The 20118-nt window shown below is 65.6% G+C and carries 13 protein-coding genes and 3 rRNA genes; 15 read left to right on the top strand and 1 reads right to left on the bottom strand.

The genetic code is table 11. The features are described from left to right. The first annotated feature begins 66 nt into the window (after window positions 1-66). Genes argC through OHA18_RS03330 form a run of 8 tightly spaced genes read left to right on the top strand, consistent with a single transcriptional unit; the run spans window position 67 to window position 7989 of the window. Entirely contained in the window at window positions 67-1098 is a 1032-nt protein-coding gene (argC, locus tag OHA18_RS03365) for an N-acetyl-gamma-glutamyl-phosphate reductase (protein WP_329002087.1), read from the top strand. After that, entirely contained in the window at window positions 1095-2309 is a 1215-nt protein-coding gene (gene argJ, locus OHA18_RS03360) for a bifunctional glutamate N-acetyltransferase/amino-acid acetyltransferase ArgJ (protein WP_329002086.1), read from the top strand. The genes argC and argJ overlap by 4 nt, the downstream gene beginning before the upstream one ends. Then, window positions 2306-3184, top strand: a complete 879-nt coding sequence (argB, locus tag OHA18_RS03355; protein WP_329002085.1) for an acetylglutamate kinase — start codon at window positions 2306-2308, stop codon at window positions 3182-3184. The genes argJ and argB overlap by 4 nt, the downstream gene beginning before the upstream one ends. Then, a complete protein-coding gene (locus tag OHA18_RS03350) occupies window positions 3181-4380 on the top strand; it encodes an acetylornithine transaminase (RefSeq protein ID WP_329002084.1) in 1200 nt (399 codons plus the stop codon). The genes argB and OHA18_RS03350 overlap by 4 nt, the downstream gene beginning before the upstream one ends. Then, on the top strand, window positions 4381-5313 hold the full coding sequence (gene argF / locus OHA18_RS03345) for an ornithine carbamoyltransferase (RefSeq protein ID WP_329002082.1): 933 nt from the start codon (window positions 4381-4383) through the stop codon (window positions 5311-5313). Further along, the gene (locus OHA18_RS03340; protein WP_329002080.1) at window positions 5310-5864 is read left to right on the top strand and encodes an arginine repressor; all 555 of its coding nucleotides are present in this window, start codon (window positions 5310-5312) and stop codon (window positions 5862-5864) included. The genes argF and OHA18_RS03340 overlap by 4 nt, the downstream gene beginning before the upstream one ends. Before the next feature lie 15 nt (window positions 5865-5879). Next, window positions 5880-7307 carry an argininosuccinate lyase gene (gene argH / locus OHA18_RS03335; protein WP_329002078.1) on the top strand — a complete coding sequence of 476 codons (1428 nt, stop codon included), beginning with the start codon at window positions 5880-5882 and terminating at the stop codon, window positions 7305-7307. A 10-nt stretch (window positions 7308-7317) separates the two neighbouring features. Next, window positions 7318-7989 carry a DNA-3-methyladenine glycosylase gene (locus OHA18_RS03330; RefSeq protein ID WP_329002077.1) on the top strand — a complete coding sequence of 224 codons (672 nt, stop codon included), beginning with the start codon at window positions 7318-7320 and terminating at the stop codon, window positions 7987-7989. On the opposite strand, the gene OHA18_RS03325 is transcribed toward OHA18_RS03330, so the two are convergent. Continuing rightward, entirely contained in the window at window positions 7986-8933 is a 948-nt protein-coding gene (locus OHA18_RS03325; protein WP_329002076.1) for an LLM class flavin-dependent oxidoreductase, read from the bottom strand. The genes OHA18_RS03330 and OHA18_RS03325 overlap by 4 nt on opposite strands. A 109-nt stretch (window positions 8934-9042) precedes the next feature. On the opposite strand from OHA18_RS03325, the gene OHA18_RS03320 reads away from it, so the two are divergent. From OHA18_RS03320 to OHA18_RS03290, 7 genes are all read left to right on the top strand, one after another. Continuing rightward, on the top strand, window positions 9043-10080 hold the full coding sequence (locus tag OHA18_RS03320; RefSeq protein WP_329002075.1) for an App1 family protein: 1038 nt from the start codon (window positions 9043-9045) through the stop codon (window positions 10078-10080). 60 nt (window positions 10081-10140) lie between these two features. Then, complete coding sequence (gene tyrS, locus OHA18_RS03315) at window positions 10141-11433, top strand: tyrosine--tRNA ligase (RefSeq protein ID WP_329002073.1); 1293 nt, start codon at window positions 10141-10143, stop codon at window positions 11431-11433. 588 nt (window positions 11434-12021) lie between these two features. After that, window positions 12022-13546: ribosomal RNA gene (locus tag OHA18_RS03310) — 16S ribosomal RNA — on the top strand. A gap of 492 nt (window positions 13547-14038) precedes the next feature. After that, window positions 14039-17163 (top strand): 23S ribosomal RNA (locus OHA18_RS03305). Between the two features lie 165 nt (window positions 17164-17328). Continuing rightward, window positions 17329-17446, top strand: a 5S ribosomal RNA gene (rrf, locus tag OHA18_RS03300). Together the 16S, 23S and 5S rRNA genes form the textbook arrangement of a ribosomal RNA operon. Window positions 17447-18054: 608 nt before the next feature. After that, window positions 18055-19161: a hypothetical protein gene (locus OHA18_RS03295; protein ID WP_329002072.1), complete on the top strand. Its 1107-nt coding sequence runs from the start codon at window positions 18055-18057 to the stop codon at window positions 19159-19161. After that, window positions 19158-20117 carry a hypothetical protein gene (locus OHA18_RS03290; RefSeq protein ID WP_329002071.1) on the top strand — a complete coding sequence of 320 codons (960 nt, stop codon included), beginning with the start codon at window positions 19158-19160 and terminating at the stop codon, window positions 20115-20117. The genes OHA18_RS03295 and OHA18_RS03290 overlap by 4 nt, the downstream gene beginning before the upstream one ends. Window position 20118: the final 1 nt, after the last annotated feature.

Raw genomic sequence — 20118 nt, 5'->3', positions numbered from 1 at the left:
GTTGGCTGGTGGTCCAGGACGCATCACCGGTTGGATATTCATCCGGCCTGTGGCATACTCATTCATATGACTGTGAAGGTGGCGGTGGCCGGAGCCAGTGGGTATGCGGGCGGCGAGCTGCTCCGCTTGCTGAGTAGCCACCCCGGAGTGGAGATCGGCGCCCTGACCGCCGGCGGCAACGCCGGTACGGCGCTCGGCGTGCACCACCCGCACCTCGTGCCGCTGGCCGGGCGCATCCTGGTCGAGACCACGGCGGAGAATCTCGCCGGTCACGACGTGGTGTTCTTGGCCCTGCCGCACGGACAGTCCGCCGGAATCGCCGACCAGCTCGGCGAGGACGTCACCGTGATCGACTGCGGCGCGGACTTCCGGCTGACCGAGGCCGAGGTGTGGGTCGAGTTCTACGGCGGCGAGCACGCCGGCTCGTGGCCGTACGGGCTCCCGGAGCTCCCCGGTCAGCGCGACAAGCTCCGCGGGTCGAACCGGGTCGCCGTACCGGGTTGTTACCCGACCGTCTCCACCCTCGCGCTGCTCCCCGCCGTACAGCATGGCCTCGTCGACTCCACCCAGTTGGTGGTAGTCGCGGTCAGCGGTACGTCGGGCGCGGGCAAGGCCCCGAAGGCGCATCTGCTCGGCGCGGAGGTGATGGGCTCCGCGTCGGCGTACGGCGTCGGGGGAGTGCACCGGCACACGCCGGAGATCGAGCAGAACCTCAAGCCGTACGCCGAGCAGCCGGTGAGCGTCTCCTTCACGCCAGTCCTGGTCCCGATGGCCCGCGGCATTCTCGCCACCTGCAGCGCCCCGGTTGCCGATGGCACCGACCTCGCGAAGCTCCGGCAGGCGTACGAGGACGCGTACGCCGACGAGCCGTTCGTGCACGTCCTGCCCGAGGGGCAGTGGCCGCAGACGCAGGCGACGCTCGGCGCGAACACCGTGCAACTGCAGGTCGCCCTCGACCAGCGCACCGGCCGCGCCGTCATCGTGGCCGCGATGGACAACCTCACCAAGGGCACCGCCGGCGGAGCCGTGCAGTGCATGAACCTGGCCCTCGGTCTCGACGAGACCACGGCCCTGCCCCTCGTAGGAGTAGCCCCGTGACCGTTGACATCACCCCAGCCGCGGCGCTGGATTCCTGGGTCGATCGGAGCGCCGGGGTCACCGCGCCGGCCGGCTTCCGCGCGTCCGGGGTGATCGCCGGGATCAAGCCGGCCGGTACGCCGGACGTCACGGTCGTCGTGAACGACGGCCCGTCCGACGTCGCCGCCGGCGTCTTCACCACCAACAAGGTGAAGGCCGCGCCGGTGCTCTGGTCCCAGCAGGTCCTGACCGCCGGCGCACTCAAGGCGGTCGTCCTCAACTCAGGCGGCGCCAACGCCTGCACCGGGCCGGAAGGTTTCCAGGACACCCACCAGTCCGCGGAGAAGCTGGCCGAGTTGCTCGGTGCCGGCGCGGCGCAGATCGGGGTCTGCTCGACCGGCCTGATCGGCGAACGCCTCCCGATGGACAAGCTGATCCCGGGGATCGAGACCGCGGTCGGCGCCCTCGGAGCGACCACCGGCCACGACCTGTCCGCCGCGACTGCCGTGATGACGACCGACAACGTGCCGAAGCTGGCTGCGTTGAAGCACCCGGACGGCTGGAGCATCGGCGGGTTCGCGAAGGGCGCCGGGATGTGCGCGCCGAACATGGCGACGATGCTCAGCGTGCTCACCACCGACGCCGTCCTCGACCAGCCGCACCTCGACCACGCCTTGCGGAACGCGGTCGGTAAGACCTTCAACCGGCTCGACGTCGACGGGGGAACGTCGACCAACGACACGGTGCTTCTGCTCAGCTCGGGCGCATCCGGTGTAAAGGTCACGCCCGAGGCCTTCGAGGCTGCCCTGACCGTGCTGGCTGCTGACCTGGTGAAGCAGTTGCAAGCCGACGCCGAAGGCGTCACCAAGCACGTCAGCATCACCGTCCAGGGCGCCGCGAGCGAGGCGGAGGCGCTGGCCGCCGCCAAGGTCGTTGCCGAGGACAACCTCTGCAAGACCGCGTTCTTCGCCTCCGACCCGAACTGGGGCCGGATCGCGATGGCGGTCGGCAACGCACCGACCGCCTTCGACCCGTCGCTGCTCGACATCACCCTGAACGGCGCTGCCATTTGTGTGGCCGGCGGCAAGGGGGTGGACCGCTCCGAGGCGGACCTCAGCGGCCTGGAGATCGACGTACTGATCGACCTGCACGCCGGCCCGGCGTCCGCGACCGTGCTCACCACGGACCTGTCGCACGCGTACGTCGAAGAGAACTCGGCGTACTCCTCGTGAACAGTCATGCAGATGCGGTCGAGAAGGCCGCCGTACTGACCGAAGCCTTGCCGTGGCTGAAGGAGTTCCACGGCAAGACCGTCGTCGTGAAGTACGGCGGGAACGCCATGGTCGACGACAAGCTCAAGCAGGCGTTCGCGTCCGACATCGTCTTCCTCCGGTACGCCGGGGTGCGCGTCGTCGTGGTCCACGGCGGCGGACCGCAGATCAGCGAGATGCTCGGCCGGCTCGGCATCGACAGCGAGTTCCGCGGCGGTCTGCGGGTCACCACGCCGGAGGCGATGGATGTCGTCGGCATGGTCCTGGTCGGGAAGGTCGGCCGCGAGCTGGTCGGTCTGCTGAACGCCCACGGTCCGTTCGCGGTCGGCATGTCCGGTGAGGACGCCGGCCTGTTCACCGCGGAACGCCGTACGGCGACCGTCGACGGCGAGGCGGTCGACATCGGGCTGGTCGGCGATGTGGTCGACGTCCGGCCGGAGGCAGTGATCGACCTGATCGACGCCGGCCGGATTCCGGTGGTGTCGACGATCGCGCCGGACGAGGACGGCCAGGCGCACAACGTGAACGCCGACACCGCGGCCGCCGCGCTGGCGGTCGCGCTCGGCGCCGAGAAGCTCGTCGTCCTGACCGACGTCGCCGGGCTCTACCGCAACTGGCCGGACAGCGACGAGATCATCACCCAGATCGACGCGGCCGAGCTGGCCGAGTTGCTGCCGTCGCTGGCCTCCGGCATGGTGCCGAAGATGGAGGCCTGCCTGCGCGCGGTCGAGTCGGGCGTCTCCCGTGCGACCGTGATCGACGGCCGCGTCCCGCACTCGCTACTGCTCGAGATCTTCACCGACGCCGGAAGTGGAACCCAGGTGATCCCGTCATGACCGAACTCGTCACTGTCGACGGCTCCCAGGCCGCACTCACCGAGAGGTACGCCGGTGCGCTGATGAACACCTTCGGTGCGCCCAAGCGCGTGCTGGTCCGCGGCGAGGGCGCGTACCTGTGGGATGCCGACGGCAACAAGTACCTCGACCTGCTCGGCGGACTCGCGGTGAACTGCCTCGGCCACGCGCACCCGTTCGTCGTGTCCGCGGTGACGTCGCAGCTCGCCACCCTCGGCCATGTCTCGAACTTCTTCGCCTCCGCCCCGCAGATCGCGCTGGCCGAGAAGCTGCTCGGTCTGTTCAACGCTCCGGGCAAGGTGTTCTTCACCAACTCCGGCACCGAGGCGAACGAGGCCGCGTTCAAGATCACCCGCCGGACCGGCCGGACCAAGATCATCTCGACCGTCGGCGCGTTCCACGGACGGTCCATGGGCGCGCTCGCAGTGACCTGGAAGCCGGCGTACCGGGAGACGTTCGCGCCGTTGCCCGGCGACGTGGAGTTCGTCCCGTACGGCGATGCCGAGGCGCTGGCCGCGGCCGTCGACGACGAGACGGCGGCCGTCGTGCTCGAGCCGATCCAGGGCGAGAACGGCGTCGTCGTACCGCCGGCCGGATACCTGCGGGCGGCGCGCAGCATCACCGCCGAGCACGGCGCGCTGCTGTGGCTCGACGAGATCCAGACCGGGATCGGACGGACCGGCACGTGGTTCGCCTTTGAGCCCGAGGCCATCACGCCGGACATTGTGACCGTGGCCAAGGGCCTCGGTGCGGGCATCCCGATCGGTGCGTGCATCGGTCTGGGCGCGGCCGCGGACCTGCTGCAGCCGGGCAACCACGGGACGACGTTCGGCGGCAACCCGGTCGCGTCGATCGCGGGTCTGGCGGTGCTGACCGTGATCGAGCGGGACGGGCTGCTCGGCCAGGTGAATGCCGTCGGCAACCACCTCGCGTCGTCGATCATCGCGCTGAACCACCCGTTGATCGCGGGTGTCCGCGGTCGCGGGATGCTGCTGGCGATCGAGTTGGCCCAGCCGGTGTCGGACCAGGTCGCGGCACTGGCCTTGGCGGCCGGGTTCGTGATCAACAATCCGATCCCGAACGCGTTGCGGCTGGCGCCGCCGTACATCCTGAGCAAGGCTGACGTGGACAGTTTCGTCGCGGCCCTTCCCGGGCTGCTCGACAAGGTGGAGGCGTAGATGGTCAGGCACTTCCTGCGGGACGACGACCTTTCGCCGGTCGAGCAGGACGAAGTCCTGACGCTGGCCGCCCAGCTCGCCGGGGACCGGCACGGGCACCAGCCGTTGAGCGGTCCGAAGACGGTCGCGGTGATCTTCGACAAGACCTCGACGCGGACCCGCATCTCGTTCGCGGTCGGGATCGCCGAGCTCGGCGGCGTACCGCTGATCATCGACGCGCAGACCTCGCAGCTGGGGCGCGGCGAACCGATCGCGGACACGGCGCGGGTGCTGGACCGGCAGGTCGCGGCGATCGTCTGGCGGACGTTCGGCCAGAGCCGGATCGAGGAGATGGCGGCCGCGTCGCAGGTGCCGGTGATCAATGCACTGACCGACGAGTTCCACCCGTGCCAGATCCTGGCCGACCTGCAAACCGTGCGTCAGCACAGGGGCTCGACGGCCGGGCTGAAGCTCGTCTACCTCGGGGACGGCGCCAACAACATGGCGCACTCGTACCTGCTGGGTGGTGCGACCGCCGGCATGCACGTCGTCGTCGGGTCGCCGACGGAGTACCAGCCGGACCCCGCCATCCTGGCGCGCGCCGCGGAGATCGCCACGTCGACCGGGGGATCGGTGGCGTGGACGGCGGACGCGATCGCGGCGGCCGACGGAGCGGATGTGCTTGCCACCGACACCTGGGTCTCGATGGGACAAGAGGCCGAGGCCGCGACGCGTGAGGCGCCGTTCGTGCCGTACGCCGTGACCGAGCAGCTGCTGTCCAAGGCGAAGCCGGACGCGATCGTGCTGCACTGCCTGCCCGCGTACCGTGGCAAGGAGATCGACGCGGCCGTGATCGACGGCCCGCAGTCGGTCGTCTGGGACGAGGCCGAGAACCGGCTGCACGCGCAGAAGGCCCTGCTGTCGTGGCTGCTGGCAAGGAGCTTCGGGGAATGAACCTCGCCGTACCGACTACGAAGACCGCGCGTCAGCAGCGGATTGTCGATCTGCTCGGTCGGCAGCCGGTGCGGTCGCAGACCGAGCTGGCTGATCTGCTCGCTGCGTCCGGACTGGTTGTCGGGCAGGCGACCCTGTCGCGCGACCTGGTCGAGATCGGTGCGGTGAAGGTCCGCGACTCCTCCGGCCAGCTCGTGTACGCCGTACCGGGGGAAGGCGGTGACCGTACGCCGCGCGCCGGCGAGGCGGCCGCTTTCGAGGCGCGCCTGGCCAGAGTGGCGTCCGAGCTGCTGGTGTCGGCCGAGGGCAGCGCCAACCTGGTGATCCTGCGGACCCCGCCGGGAGCAGCCCAGTACTTCGCGTCGGCGATCGACCACGTGGGCCTGGACGACGTCCTGGGCACCATCGCCGGCGACGACACCGTGATGGTCGTGTCCCGCAACCCGGTCGGTGGCGAGGCGCTCGCGGCCCGCTTCCTCGGCCTGGCGCAGCGGGCCGAGTCGAGGCCCGAGTCGAGGGCCGAGCGACTGAAGGATCTGACCGATGACTGATATGAGGACGTGTTCGTGAGTTCAGGTGAGAGTGCTGCCCGGGATTCGGCGTTGTGGGGTGCCCGGTTCTCGGGCGGGCCGGCCGACGCGCTGGCGGCGCTGAGCAAGTCGACGCATTTCGACTGGCGGCTGGCGCCGTACGACATCGCCGGGTCGAAGGCGCACGCCAAGGTGCTGCACCGCGCGGGCCTGCTGACCGACGAGGACCTGGCCGCGATGCTGGCCGGGCTCGACGCGTTGCTCGACGACGTGCTGGCCGGGCGGTTCCTGCCGGCTCTCGAGGACGAGGACGTGCACACTGCGCTGGAGCACGGCCTGCTCGATCGGCTCGGCGCCGAGCTGGGTGGCCGGCTGCGGGCCGGACGTTCGCGGAACGACCAGGTCGCGACGCTGTTCAAGAGCTACTTGCGCGAGCACGGCCGGATCGTCGGGCGGCTCGTGCTGGAGCAGCTGAACGCGCTTGCGGATCAGGCCGCGCAGCATCTGGGTGTGGCGATGCCGGGACGCACGCATCTGCAGCACGCGCAGCCGGTTCTGCTGTCGCATCATCTGCTCGCGCACGCCTGGCCGCTGATCCGGGACCTGGATCGGCTGGCCGACTGGGACGCCCGCGTTGCGGCGGATTCGCCGTACGGCTCGGGTGCGCTGGCTGGTAGCTCGCTGGGGCTGGACCCGGTGTTCGTCGCTCATGAACTGGGCTTCACGAACTCGTCGGCGAACTCGATCGACGGGACCTCGTCGCGGGACTTCGTCGCGGAGTTCGCGTTCGTCACCGCGCAGATCGGCGTCGACCTGTCCCGGCAGGCCGAGGAGGTGATCATCTGGGCGACGAAGGAGTTCGGTTTCGTCGAGCTGGACGACGCGTTCTCGACCGGGTCGAGCATCATGCCGCAGAAGAAGAACCCGGACATCGCCGAGCTCGCCCGCGGCAAGGCCGGCCGGCTGATCGGCAACCTGAGCGGCCTGCTCGCGACGCTCAAGGCGCAGCCGCTCGCGTACAACCGGGACCTGCAGGAGGACAAGGAGCCGGTCTTCGACTCCATCGACACCCTCGAGGTGCTGCTGCCCGCGTTCACCGGGATGATCCGGACGCTGCGGTTCAACACCGCCCGGTTGGCGGAGCTGGCGCCGCAGGGCTTCTCGCTGGCGACCGACATCGCCGAGTGGCTCGTTCGCCAGCAGGTCCCTTTCCGAGTCGCCCACGAGCTCGCCGGCGCCTGCGTTCAGGCCTGCGAGAAGCGCGGCATCGAACTCTGGGACCTCTCGGACGAGGACCTGGCCGCCATCTCCCCACACCTCACCCCCGAGGTCCGCTCCGTCCTCACCGTCGAAGGCTCCCTCTCCTCAAGAAACACCCGAGGCGGCACAGCCCAACCCCAGGTCGAGGTCCAACTGGCCGAACTCCGCAACCGCGCAGCAGAGCACAGCACCCGCCTGGCCTAAGGTGCTGGGCATGCCTGTGCGCCGTTCTGTGCTTGATGGTCCTGTGCTGGAAGTGGCGCCGAAGCTGCTGGGCATGCTCATCAGCAGCACCACGGACGAGGGCACCGTCGTCGCCCGGCTCACCGAGGTCGAGGCGTACGACGGCCCGGGCGACCCGGGCTCCCACGCGTACCGCGGCGAAACCCCCCGCAACGCAGTCATGTTCGGCCCGCCCGGCTTCCTGTACGTGTACTTCACCTACGGCATGCACTTCTGCATGAACGTCGTCGTCGGCCCGCCCGGCAAACCATCAGCCGTCCTCCTCCGCGCCGGCGAGATCCTCGAAGGCGTAGAACTGGCCCGCGCCCGCCGCGGCCAACCGGCGGCCGAGAAGGTCGCCTTCAACCAAGTCAGGCAAGGACCGATGACGAAGCGGCCGAAGGTCAACCCTGACCGGGATCTCGCCCGCGGCCCGGCCCGCCTGTGTGTTGCCCTCGGCATCAGACGCGACGGCAACGGCACGGACCTGCTCGCCAAGAACTCACCGATCCAACTCCTACCCGGCGCCGGCTTCGACGGCGAGCCGTCCACCGGACCACGCGTCGGTCTCCGCGAGGCGGCCGACCGCGCCTGGCGTTTCTGGATCCCGGGCGACCCGACCGTCTCGCCGTACCGCCCGCACGTCCCGAAGCGACGGGTCTAACGCCCCGCCAGCTCCAGCACATATTCCAGCTGCGGAAGCCCGTGCTCCACCTCCGGATCCGGGAACAACCCGATGTGGTGCACCCCAGCTGCTTCCAGTGCATCGACGTGCGCGGCCGCGTCGTCGAGCGTCCCGATCGCACCGATCTGCGTCCACCAGTCCGTCGGCATCCCGACGAGTCCGTCGACACCGGACGCGTCGAACAGCTCCTTCATCTCGTCGAAGAACGGCAGCGCGGTCACGCCCGGGTGGTTGTCACTGATCCGCCAGCCGAGCCACGGCGCGGTCCACTCGTACGCCGTCTTCCGGTCGCCGCGCACGCACATCGCGGCGAACACCGCGACCACGAACCCCTCAGGCGATCCGGCGTACTCCACCGACTGCCGCACATAGTCCGGAGTCGCGGGCTCGGCGAGCACGACACCGCCGGCGACCCGGCCGGCCAGCGCCATCGACTTCGGGCCCATCACTCCGAGCAGGATCGTCGGCGGGGTGACCGGCGGCGCGTCCAGCTTCACGTCCTTCAGGTACACCGCCTTGCCCTCGAAGCTCACCTCCTCACCGGCGAGCAACCGGGTGACCGTCGTGGTGACTTCTTCGAGAGTTGTCAGCGGCGACTTCGGCCGGACACCCATCTGCGCCATCCACGACTGCACGCCGTGGCCGATCCCCGGCAGGAACCTGCCCGGCCCGAGCGCATCCAGCGTCGCGAACTCCATCGCGGTCACCGCCGCCGTACGAGCCACCGCGGGCGCGATGCCGAGCCCGACCGTCAGCCGCTCGGTCGACGTCAGCGCAGCCGACACCAGCGACGGACCAGCTGTGTAGAAGCAGTCCTCGATGATCCACAGCTCGTCCGCGCCACCACGGTCGAGACGCCGCGCCACGTCGGTGACGAGCGCGGCCGGGAAGGTACGCGGGAAGCACATTCCGACACTGGTCATGGGGAGACGGTAGGGGGTGGCACCGACAGTTCGTGAAGTGCGGGTCAAAGCTTGTCGCGGTGCGCGAGGGAGGACGACTACCGGACCGTGCTCCGGGTAGGTTTCTGGTATGGCCCGTCCGCACTACTCGTCCCGTCTCGAGGACTGGTTCAACGTCGGGGTGCAGGCGATCTTGCGGCGTCGTGGCTGGCAGGAGCGGATCATCCCGCAGGTCGGCTACGGCAACACCGAGTTCGTCCGGGTGCTGGCGCGCGTCGTGCTCGGCCGGGACCCCCGCAACCAGCCGCGGTACGACGAGGACCAGGTGGTGCGCGGCTGGCGGGTGTTCGTGACGGCGCCGGCGACCAAGGTGCTGGTATCCGTCACCGTCAACGGGCGGACGTACGACGCCGTCACCGACCGCGGCGGGTTCATCGACCTGACCGTGCCGGAGGTGCTGCCGGCGGGGTGGCACGAGATCATGCTCGGCGTCCACGGGGAACGGCAGGCCCGGGCGCGGATCTTCGTACCGGATCCGGACGCCACGTTCGGGCTCGTCAGCGACATCGACGACACGGTGATCCTGACGATGCTGCCGCGGCCGATGATCGCGGCCTGGAACACGTTCGTCCGCGACGAGCAGGCGCGCCGCGTCGTACCAGGGATGGCAGGGCTGTACGACGAGCTGCTGGCTGATCATCCTGGTGCGCCGATGTTCTACCTGTCGACGGGAGCGTGGAACACCGCTCCGACGCTGACTCGCTTCTTCGCCCGGCACGGGTACCCGCCGGGCCCGTTGCTGATGACGGACTGGGGACCGACGAACACAGGCTGGTTCCGTAGCGGCCAGGAGCACAAGCGGACCGCGCTGCGCCGGCTGGCTCGCGAGTTCCCCAAGGTGCGCTGGGTGCTGATCGGCGACGACGGCCAGCACGACCCCCAGCTGTACGGCGACTTCGCGCAGACGCATCCGGATCATGTGCTGGCCATCGGCATACGCCAGCTCACTCCGGCCGAGCAGGTCCTGTCACACGGTCTGCCCGTACCGAACCAGGACCCGGGAGCTCACGACCCGCAGCGCCCCACCGCGGTCACGGTCCAGGGGCCTGACGGGCATGCGCTCCGTCCCCAGCTCCGCGCCGTGCTGACACGTCCGGAACCCACCTGAGCGTCGGTTGGCCCGCGTACAGGACACTAGACGTGACCGACGTACTCGAGGAGAGACCAAGTGACCGAACGCCGCACCCAGGTACTGGATGACCTGGAGAGCCGTGGCCTGATTGCCCACTCCACCGATCCGGACGCCCTTCGGGCCTCGATGGCAGCGGGACCGATCACCTCCTATGTCGGCTTCGACCCCACCGCACCGAGTCTGCACATGGGGAACCTGCTGCAGCTGCTGACGCTGCGGCGACTCCAGCTGGCCGGCCACAACCCGATCGGGCTCGTGGGTGGCGCCACCGGGTTGATCGGTGACCCCAAGGAGACCTCGGAACGGGTGCTGAACCCGAAGGACGTGGTCCACGAGTGGGTCGAGAAGGTGCGCGTCCAGGTGGAGAAGTTCATCGACTTCGACGAGTCGTTGACGAACCCGGCCCGGATCGTCAACAACTACGACTGGACCAAAGACCTCAACACCCTGGACTTCCTCCGCGACGTCGGGAAGCACTTCCCGGTGAACCGGATGCTCGGCCGGGAGGTGGTGAAGGCCCGCCTGGAGCAGGGGATCAGCTACACGGAGTTCAGCTACGTGCTGCTGCAGTCGCTGGACTTCCTCGAGCTGTACCGGCGGCACAACTGCACCCTGCAGACGGGCGGCAGTGACCAGTGGGGGAACCTGACGGCCGGCGTGGAGCTCATCCGCCGCAGCGAATCCGGCAAGGCGCATGCGTTGGCCACCCCACTGGTGACCAAGGCGGACGGGACGAAGTTCGGCAAGACCGAGTCCGGCTCAGTGTGGCTGGACCGGGAGCTGACCTCGCCGTACGCCTTCTACCAGTTCTGGTTCAACAGCGACGACCGCGACGTGATGCAACTCGTGCGGTACTACACGTTCCGTACGGCGGAGGAGATCGCCGCGCTGGAGCAGGCGACTGCGGAACGTCCACAGGCCCGGGAAGCTCAACGGGTGCTCGCGGAGGACGTGACGACGTTGGTGCATGGCGCCGAGGAGACCCGGCGAGTGCAGGAGGCTTCGAAGGCGCTGTTCGGCCAGGGGGAGTTGGGGTCGCTCGACGGCTCCACTCTGGTGGCGGCGCTACGAGAAGCGCCGCATGTGGAGCTGGGCGCCGGCGAGGCGATGCCGACGTACGGCGACCTGCTGGTGAAGTCCGGACTGGTTGCCAGCAAGTCCGCTGCGCGGCGGACCGTGGCCGAAGGCGGCGGGTACCTGAACAACGAGAAGGTGAAGGACGCGGAGTACGTGCCTGGCACGGACGATCTGCTGCCGGGTGGCGTCCTCGTGCTGCGGCGCGGGAAGCGTTCATTTGCAGGGGTTCTGGCCTCACCGGCACAGGGCTGACGGTCACTGCGCAGTCGTCGGGTGGGAGTGGACTCCACTCCCACACCCGGGTTGCCGAAGGCAAATTACAGGCCTGTGATTCAGCACACCGGGAACCGATTTGACCGGCCACCTGCGGGCCACGTAATGTTCTTCTTGTTGGAGCGAGTGCGGGACGCGAAAGCGGCCGGTCGCTCCGAACCCCCCAAGGCTAGCTGAGCCGAACCGTGTCGTCCGACCCGGGCCGGTAGCTTGGATGCGGGTGGATCGTCAGAAAAATCGGGTCTTGACTCGGTGGATCTGGTCCGGTAAGGTAGCGCAGGTTGCCCCGGAAGCGAGGCCGAAAGGCTGAGCTGCGGTGTGCGTCCGATTCTTGAGAACTCAACAGCGTGCCGAAAGTCAATGCCGAAAGATGCATTAATCCCGTGCATGGGCTTCGGATGATTTCTGCTGGGGACCTTTCTGGGTTTCTTGGTGGGGTTGTTTGTTGTCTGTGTTCGGATTCCTTTGAAGTTAATACGGATGACAAGCCAGTTTATGGTTGTTTCTGATTCAAAGGATCGCTTTTCCGATTGTCGACTCACCAGTTTTCTGGTTTGTCTATATTTTTCAACGGAGAGTTTGATCCTGGCTCAGGACGAACGCTGGCGGCGTGCTTAACACATGCAAGTCGAGCGGTAAGGCCCCTTCGGGGGTACACGAGCGGCGAACGGGTGAGTAACACGTGAGCAACCTACCCTCAACTTTGGGATAAGCCTCGGAAACGGGGTCTAATACCGGATAATATCGGCCGCCTCATGGTGGTTGGTTGAAAGTTCTGGCGGTTGGGGATGGGCTCGCGGCCTATCAGCTTGTTGGTGGGGTAATGGCCTACCAAGGCGTCGACGGGTAGCCGGCCTGAGAGGGCGACCGGCCACACTGGGACTGAGACACGGCCCAGACTCCTACGGGAGGCAGCAGTGGGGAATATTGCGCAATGGACGAAAGTCTGACGCAGCAACGCCGCGTGAGGGATGACGGCCTTCGGGTTGTAAACCTCTTTCAGCAGGGACGAAGCGAGAGTGACGGTACCTGCAGAAGAAGGACCGGCCAACTACGTGCCAGCAGCCGCGGTAATACGTAGGGTCCGAGCGTTGTCCGGAATTATTGGGCGTAAAGGGCTCGTAGGCGGTTCGTCACGTCGGGAGTGAAAACTCGGGGCTTAACCCCGAGCCTGCTTCCGATACGGGCAGACTAGAGGTAGGCAGGGGAGAGCGGAACTCCTGGTGTAGCGGTGGAATGCGCAGATATCAGGAAGAACACCGGTGGCGAAGGCGGCTCTCTGGGCCTTACCTGACGCTGAGGAGCGAAAGCGTGGGTAGCGAACAGGATTAGATACCCTGGTAGTCCACGCCGTAAACGTTGGGCGCTAGGTGTGGGGGACATTCCACGTCCTCCGTGCCGCAGCTAACGCATTAAGCGCCCCGCCTGGGGAGTACGGCCGCAAGGCTAAAACTCAAAGGAATTGACGGGGGCCCGCACAAGCGGCGGAGCATGCGGATTAATTCGATGCAACGCGAAGAACCTTACCTGGGTTTGACATATAGGGAAATCTCGCAGAGATGCGGGGTCCGTAAGGGTCCTATACAGGTGGTGCATGGCTGTCGTCAGCTCGTGTCGTGAGATGTTGGGTTAAGTCCCGCAACGAGCGCAACCCTCGTCCTATGTTGCCAGCACGTCCTTCGGGATGGTGGGGACTCATAGGAGACTGCCGGGGTCAACTCGGAGGAAGGTGGGGATGACGTCAAGTCATCATGCCCCTTATGTCCAGGGCTTCACGCATGCTACAATGGCCGGTACAAAGGGCTGCGAAACCGCAAGGTGGAGCGAATCCCAAAAAGCCGGTCTCAGTTCGGATTGGGGTCTGCAACTCGACCCCATGAAGTCGGAGTCGCTAGTAATCGCAGATCAGCAACGCTGCGGTGAATACGTTCCCGGGCCTTGTACACACCGCCCGTCACGTCATGAAAGTCGGCAACACCCGAAGCCGGTGGCCTAACCCTTGTGGAGGGAGCCGTCGAAGGTGGGGCTGGCGATTAGGACGAAGTCGTAACAAGGTAGCCGTACCGGAAGGTGCGGCTGGATCACCTCCTTTCTAAGGAGCACTCGGCACTCTTTGAGTGTCTATTCATCACTTGCTCAGGCGAATGTTCTGAGGGTGATGGTGCTTCGGACTGTGGAACATTGACCATTAGGCCTGGATCTTTTCTGATCGAGCTAGTACTGCTGTCCCTTTCGGGGGTTGGCGTGGAACGTGAGAGAGGGATGGGTGAAGGGCCGAGGCGCGCTGTTGGGTCCTGAGGAATCGGGCCTGGCCAACGGATCTTTTGGGGTTCGGGGGTTGGGGCTGTTTCTTCTGGGTCACGGATGCACTGGATCTTTGCGGATCTGGTGTGTGTGGTGGCTGGGGCCGGCTCTCACCAAACTGCGGTGGGGTTCATTTTTCTGGGTGTGTTGTTTCCCTGGGGGATGGGTTCTGCGGTGTGTGGTGGTTAGGGGTTGGTGTTCCTGCCCGTATTTTGAGAACTGTATAGTGGACGCGAGCATCTCTTTGTAGCGTAATTTTGTCTTTTTGTTGTTTGTTTTGTGACAAGCTACTAAGGGCAATCGGTGGATGTCTTGGCACCAAGAGCCGATGAAGGACGTTGGAGCCTGCGATAAGCCCCGGGGAGTTGGCAACCGAGCTGTGATCCGGGGGTGTCCGAATGGGGAAACCCAGCTGGCATTCTAAAGCCAGTTACCAGTGCCTGAACACATAGGGTTCTGGAGGGAACGCGGGGAAGTGAAACATCTCAGTACCCGCAGGAAGAGAAAACAAAAGTGATTCCGTGAGTAGTGGCGAGCGAAAGCGGATGAGGCTAAACCATGTGCGTGTGATAGCCGGCGTGCGTTGCGCATGTGGGGTCGTGGGAGCATTCTTGATCTAATGCCGTGGATCGAAAGAGTTATCAATCACTGTTGAAGTCGAATCTTCTGGAATGTTGAGCCGTAGTGGGTTATAGCCCTGTAGGCGTAAGACAGTGACTCTTGAGTGTTTTCCCAAGTAGCACGGGACTCTTGAAATCCCGTGTGAATCTGGCGGGACCACCCGCTAAGCCTAAATACTTCTTGGTGACCGATAGCGGACTAGTACCGTGAGGGAAAGATGAAAAGTACCCCGGGAGGGGAGTGAAATAGTACCTGAAACCGATTGCCTACAATCCGTCGGAGCATTCACTTTGTGGGTGTGACGGCGTGCCTTTTGAAGAATGAGCCTGCGAGTTAGTGGTGTGTGGCGAGGTTAACCCGTGTGGGGTAGCCGTAGCGAAAGCGAGTCTGAATAGGGCGCTTTAGTCGCATGCTCTAGACCCGAAGCGGAGTGATCTATCCATGGGCAGGTTGAAGCGCGGGTAAGACCGCGTGGAGGACCGAACCCACCAGGGTTGAAAACCTGGGGGATGACCTGTGGATAGGGGTGAAAGGCCAATCAAACTCCGTGATAGCTGGTTCTCCCCGAAATGCATATAGGTGCAGCGTCGCGTGTTTCTTACCGGAGGTAGAGCACTGGATGGTCTAGGGGGCTTACCGGCTTACCGAAATCAGCCAAACTCCGAATGCCGGTAAGTGAGAGCGCGGCAGTGAGACTGCGGGGGATAAGCTCCGTAGTCGAGAGGGAAACAGCCCAGATCACCAGCTAAGGCCCCTAAGCGATTGCTAAGTGGAAAAGGATGTGGAGTTGCCCAGACAACCAGGAGGTTGGCTTAGAAGCAGCCACCCTTGAAAGAGTGCGTAATAGCTCACTGGTCAAGTGATTCCGCGCCGACAATGTAGCGGGGCTCAAGCAATCCGCCGAAGCTGTGGCATTTACACTCGTACTCGGCATCGACTTGATCGATGTCCAGGTGTGTGGATGGGTAGGGGAGCGTCGTGCAGCGTGTGAAGCAGCCTAGTGATGGAGTTGTGGATGCTGCACGAGTGAGAATGCAGGCATGAGTAGCGAATGACGGGTGAGAAACCCGTCCGCCGGATGATCAAGGGTTCCAGGGTCAAGCTAATCTGCCCTGGGTAAGTCGGGACCTAAGGCGAGGCCGACAGGCGTAGTCGATGGACAACGGGTTGATATTCCCGTACCGGCATTAACACGACCCGACCGAACCTGCTGATGCTAAGAATCAGAAGCTGTGATGTCTTCGGACGGATCGGTGGACGGTTTGACCCGAGGTGGTAGTAGGTGCATTGAGGAGTGACGCAGGAGGGTAGTCCAACCGCGGCGATGGTAGGCGCAAGCTGATCCGCGGGCAAGGTGGTAGGGCGAGGCATAGGCAAATCCGTGTCTCATTGAGCCTGAGAGCCGAGGCGGACCCGTTCAGGGGAAGTGGATGATCCCATGCTGCCGAGAAAAACTTCGCAGTGAGTGTTAGAGCCGCCCGTACCCCAAACCGACACAGGTGATCAGGTAGAGAATACCAAGGCGATCGAGTGAACCATGGTTAAGGAACTCGGCAAAATGCCCCCGTAACTTCGGGAGAAGGGGGACCGGATCCGTGAGGTAACTTGCTTACCGAAGCGGTGATGGTCGCAGAGACCAGGCCCAAGCGACTGTTTACTAAAAACACAGGTCCGTGCGAAGAAGTAATTCGATGTATACGGACTGACGCCTGCCCGGTGCTGGAACGTTAAGGGGACAGGTTAGCTGGCTTAGGCCGGCGAAGCTTTGAACTTAAGCGCCAGTAAACGGCGGTGGTAACTATAACCATCCTAAGGTAGCGAAATTCCTTGTCGGGTAAGTTCCGACCTGCACGAATGGCGTAACGACTTGGGCGCTGTCTCAACCGTGGACTCGGCGAAATTGCATTACGAGTAAAGATGCTCGTTACGCGCAGCAGGACGGAAAGACCCCGGGACCTTTACTACAACTTGGTATTGGTGGTCGGTACAATTTGTGTAGGATAGGTGGGAGACTGTGAAGCTCGGACGCCAGTTCGGGTGGAGTCATCGTTGAAATACCACTCTGATTGTTCTGGCTGTCTAACTTTGGTCCGTTATCCGGATCAGGGACAGTGCCTGGTGGGTAGTTTGACTGGGGCGGTCGCCTCCTAAAAGGTAACGGAGGCGCTCAAAGGTTCCCTCAGCCTGGTTGGCAATCAGGTGTTGAGTGTAAGTGCACAAGGGAGCTTGACTGTGAGACAGACATGTCGAGCAGGGACGAAAGTCGGAACTAGTGATCCGGCGGTGGCATGTGGGAGCACCGTCGCTCAACGGATAAAAGGTACCCCGGGGATAACAGGCTGATCTTCCCCAAGAGTCCATATCGACGGGATGGTTTGGCACCTCGATGTCGGCTCGTCGCATCCTGGGGCTGGAGTAGGTCCCAAGGGTTGGGCTGTTCGCCCATTAAAGCGGCACGCGAGCTGGGTTTAGAACGTCGTGAGACAGTTCGGTCCCTATCCGCTGCGCGCGCAGGAGACTTGAGAAGGGCTGCCCCTAGTACGAGAGGACCGGGGTGGACGAACCTCTGGTGTGCCAGTTGTTCCGCCAGGAGCACGGCTGGTTGGCTACGTTCGGGAGTGATAACCGCTGAAAGCATCTAAGCGGGAAGCACGCTTCAAGATGAGGTCTCCCACCGGGTTAACCGGGTAAGGCCCCCAGTAGACCACTGGGTTGATAGGCCAGAAGTGGAAGCGCCGCAAGGTGTGGAGCTGACTGGTACTAATAGGCCGAGGGCTTGTCTCATACACAACACCCCCCATTGGGAGCGTGTTGTCGGGCAATGATGAGTCTGCGCTATGTAACTGATGTTCGCGTTCACTGTACGGTTCCCGGAATACGGTCACCCCAGCACACCGAACCCTCTCGAGGGGTTCGTGGCTTGGCAGGTTGATAGTGTTCTCATATTGTTTCGGTGGCCATAGCGTCGGGGAAACACCCAGTCTCCATTCCGAACCTGGAAGTTAAGCCCGCCAGCGCCGATGGTACTGCGACCGGGAGGTCGTGGGAGAGTAGGACGCCGCCGGACATTCACACTGTTAAGGGCCACCCCCTCGGGGGTGGCCCTTAACATTTATACGGCCAGTTTTCGTGGCCTTGCTGTCTACTCTCTTGTCATCCCTGTTGCCGCCGTAGGTGTCTGACTGGCGGCCAGGGCATCACCCCCGCTGCAGACGCGGTAACGTTTGTCCGATTACTGTTCTTCAGCTTCGTTAGGAGTCACCGTGGCGACGCCACCTCGCAATCCTCGCTCCGGCTCAGGGGACCGCCGCGGTTCCTCCGGAGGCGCCGGCCGTTCCGGCCGCAGTGGAGGTGGACGTCCGGAGTCCGGCGGTCGCTCGGGCTCTGGTTCCGGAGCTGGTCGCTCGAGCTCGGGCGGTGGTCGCTCTGGTTCCGGAGCCGGCGCTGGTCGTTCGAGCTCTGGAGCGAGCGGCTCGGGTGGTCGTGCGGGTTCTGGGGGCGGTCGTGGCGGCGCCGGCGGTCGTTCTGGTGGTGCGCCCAGCCGTCCCGGAGGCTTTGCCGGTGGGCGATCGGGTGCGGGGCGGACCGGTGATCCGCGTTCGGGCGGCGGCTCGTCGTACCGGGATCGGGATGAGAGCTCGTCGGACAACAGGCGTGGCTTCGCCGGGTCCCGTGGTGACGACAAGGACCGGCGGGATCCGTTCGGTGGGCAGCTGGCTGGCGAAGGAGGTCGCGGCGCCGGGCGTGGTGACCGATCCGGTGGGTTCCGGCGAGATGATCGTGGCGACGACCGACGTGATGATCGGTCCGGTGGCCGCGGTGGATACTCGCGCGACGGTGGTGCGTCCCGGCGGGATGACCGTGGTGGCGGCGGGCGTGGTCCGTACTCGCGGGATGACCGTGGGGGAGACAGCCGTGGTGCTTCGCGGGATGACCGCGGTGGGGCGAGCCGTGGTGGCTACCGCCGCGACGACCGATCCGGCGATGACCGTGGTTCCAGCCGGCGCGATGAGCGGACCGGCGGAGAGCGCGGTGGGTATCGGGGCGGCCAGCGGTCGGGCGATCAGCGTGGTGGATACAACCGCGACGACCGATCCGGGGACGCGCGCGGTGGATTCCGGCGCGACGAGCGGTCTGGTGACGATCGCGGCGGGTACCGGCGGGATGACCGGTCCGGTGACTCGCGTGGCGGGGATTCGCGTGGGCGGGGACCCGGTGCGGCTCGCGGTGGTGGGCCCGCGCGTGGGGAGCGCGGTGCGTTCCGGCGTGATGATCGATCCGGTGATGCGCGCGGTGGATACAACCGTGATGACCGGTCCGGCGATGCCCGTGGCGGGTACAGCCGTGATGACCGGTCCGGCGATGCCCGTGGTGGGTACCGGCGGGACGAGCGGTCTGGTGATTCCCGTGGTGGATACAACCGTGATGATCGGTCCGGCGATTCGCGTGGGTCGTACTCGCGGGATGACCGCGGGGGAGACAGCCGTGGTGGGCCGAGGCGGGATGATCGCGCCGGGGCGAGCCGTGGTGGATACCAGCCGGACGAGCGTGGCGGTGGCGAGCGCGGTGGGTTCCGCCGGGATGAGCGTGGTGGAGATTCGCGCGGGCGGGGTGCGGACGCACGGGGGCGGGGCGGTCGGGATGAGCGGCGAGGTTCGGGCGGCCGGGATGAGCGGCGTGGTGGGCCTCGGCGGGAGGACCGTGAGGAGAAGGCCGGGCCGCGGCGGGACGATCCGAAGATTCCGGAAGGGATCACCGGAGCCGAGCTCGACCGTGGAGTGAAGGCCGAGCTGCGGTCGTTGCCGCGGACGCTGGCCGATCTGGTGGCGCAGCACCTGGTGGCGTCGGGGCGGTTCCTCGACGACGACCCGGAGCTGGCGTACCAGCATGCGCGGGTCGCGCGGCGGCTTGCGTCGCGGCTTGGTGGAGTGCGGGAGGCTGTGGCGATCACGGCGTACCTGGCTGAGCACTACGACGAGGCGTTGACCGAGTTCCGGGCCGTACGGCGGATGACGGGCAACCACGAGGTCATCGCGATGATGGCCGACTGCGAGCGCGCGCTCGGCCGGCCGGACAAGGCGCTGGCGCTGACCAAGGACAAGCACGTCAACGAGCTGTCCGAGCCGACGCAGATCGAGCTGCTGATCGTGGCGGCCGGGGCGCGGCGCGACATGGGGCAGACGGCGGCGGCGATCCAGACATTGGACATCCCGGAGCTGAGCAAGCGGACGCGGGCCGAGTGGCTGCCGCGGCTGCGGTACGCGTACGCCGATGCGCTGGAGGAGGCGGGGCGTACTGATGAGGCGCTCGTCTGGTTCCACCGTGCGGCTGGTGTCGACGGCGATGGTGTCACCGGCGCCGCCGAACGTGCCGCGCGGCTCGAAGGCCTCGAGTTCACCGACCTCGACGACGACACGGTCGTCGACGACGAGTACTTCGAGGACGAGAAAGCCGACGAAGACGTCACCGACGAGTCCGAGGACGAAGCCGACGAGCTTGAGGACGAAGCCGACGAGCTCGAGGACGAAGCCGACGAGCTTGAGGACGAGACCGACGACGAAGAGGCCGCGGATCTGGTGGACGAACTGGACGACGACGGTGTCGACGGGTCTGACGACGAGGCCGAGGACGCCGAGGACGCCGAGGTCGACGTGGCTGGGGTGGACGAGGCTGGGGATGTGACGGAGGCTGGGAGCGGCGAGGCGTCGGGCGAGACGTCCAAGGGTGCTGAGGAGTAGA

This window comes from Kribbella sp. NBC_00709 (genome assembly GCF_036226565.1).
Classification (GTDB): domain Bacteria; phylum Actinomycetota; class Actinomycetes; order Propionibacteriales; family Kribbellaceae; genus Kribbella.
Note: the sequence above shows the minus strand (reverse complement) of the source record. Positions and strands in the feature narration are given on the sequence as shown.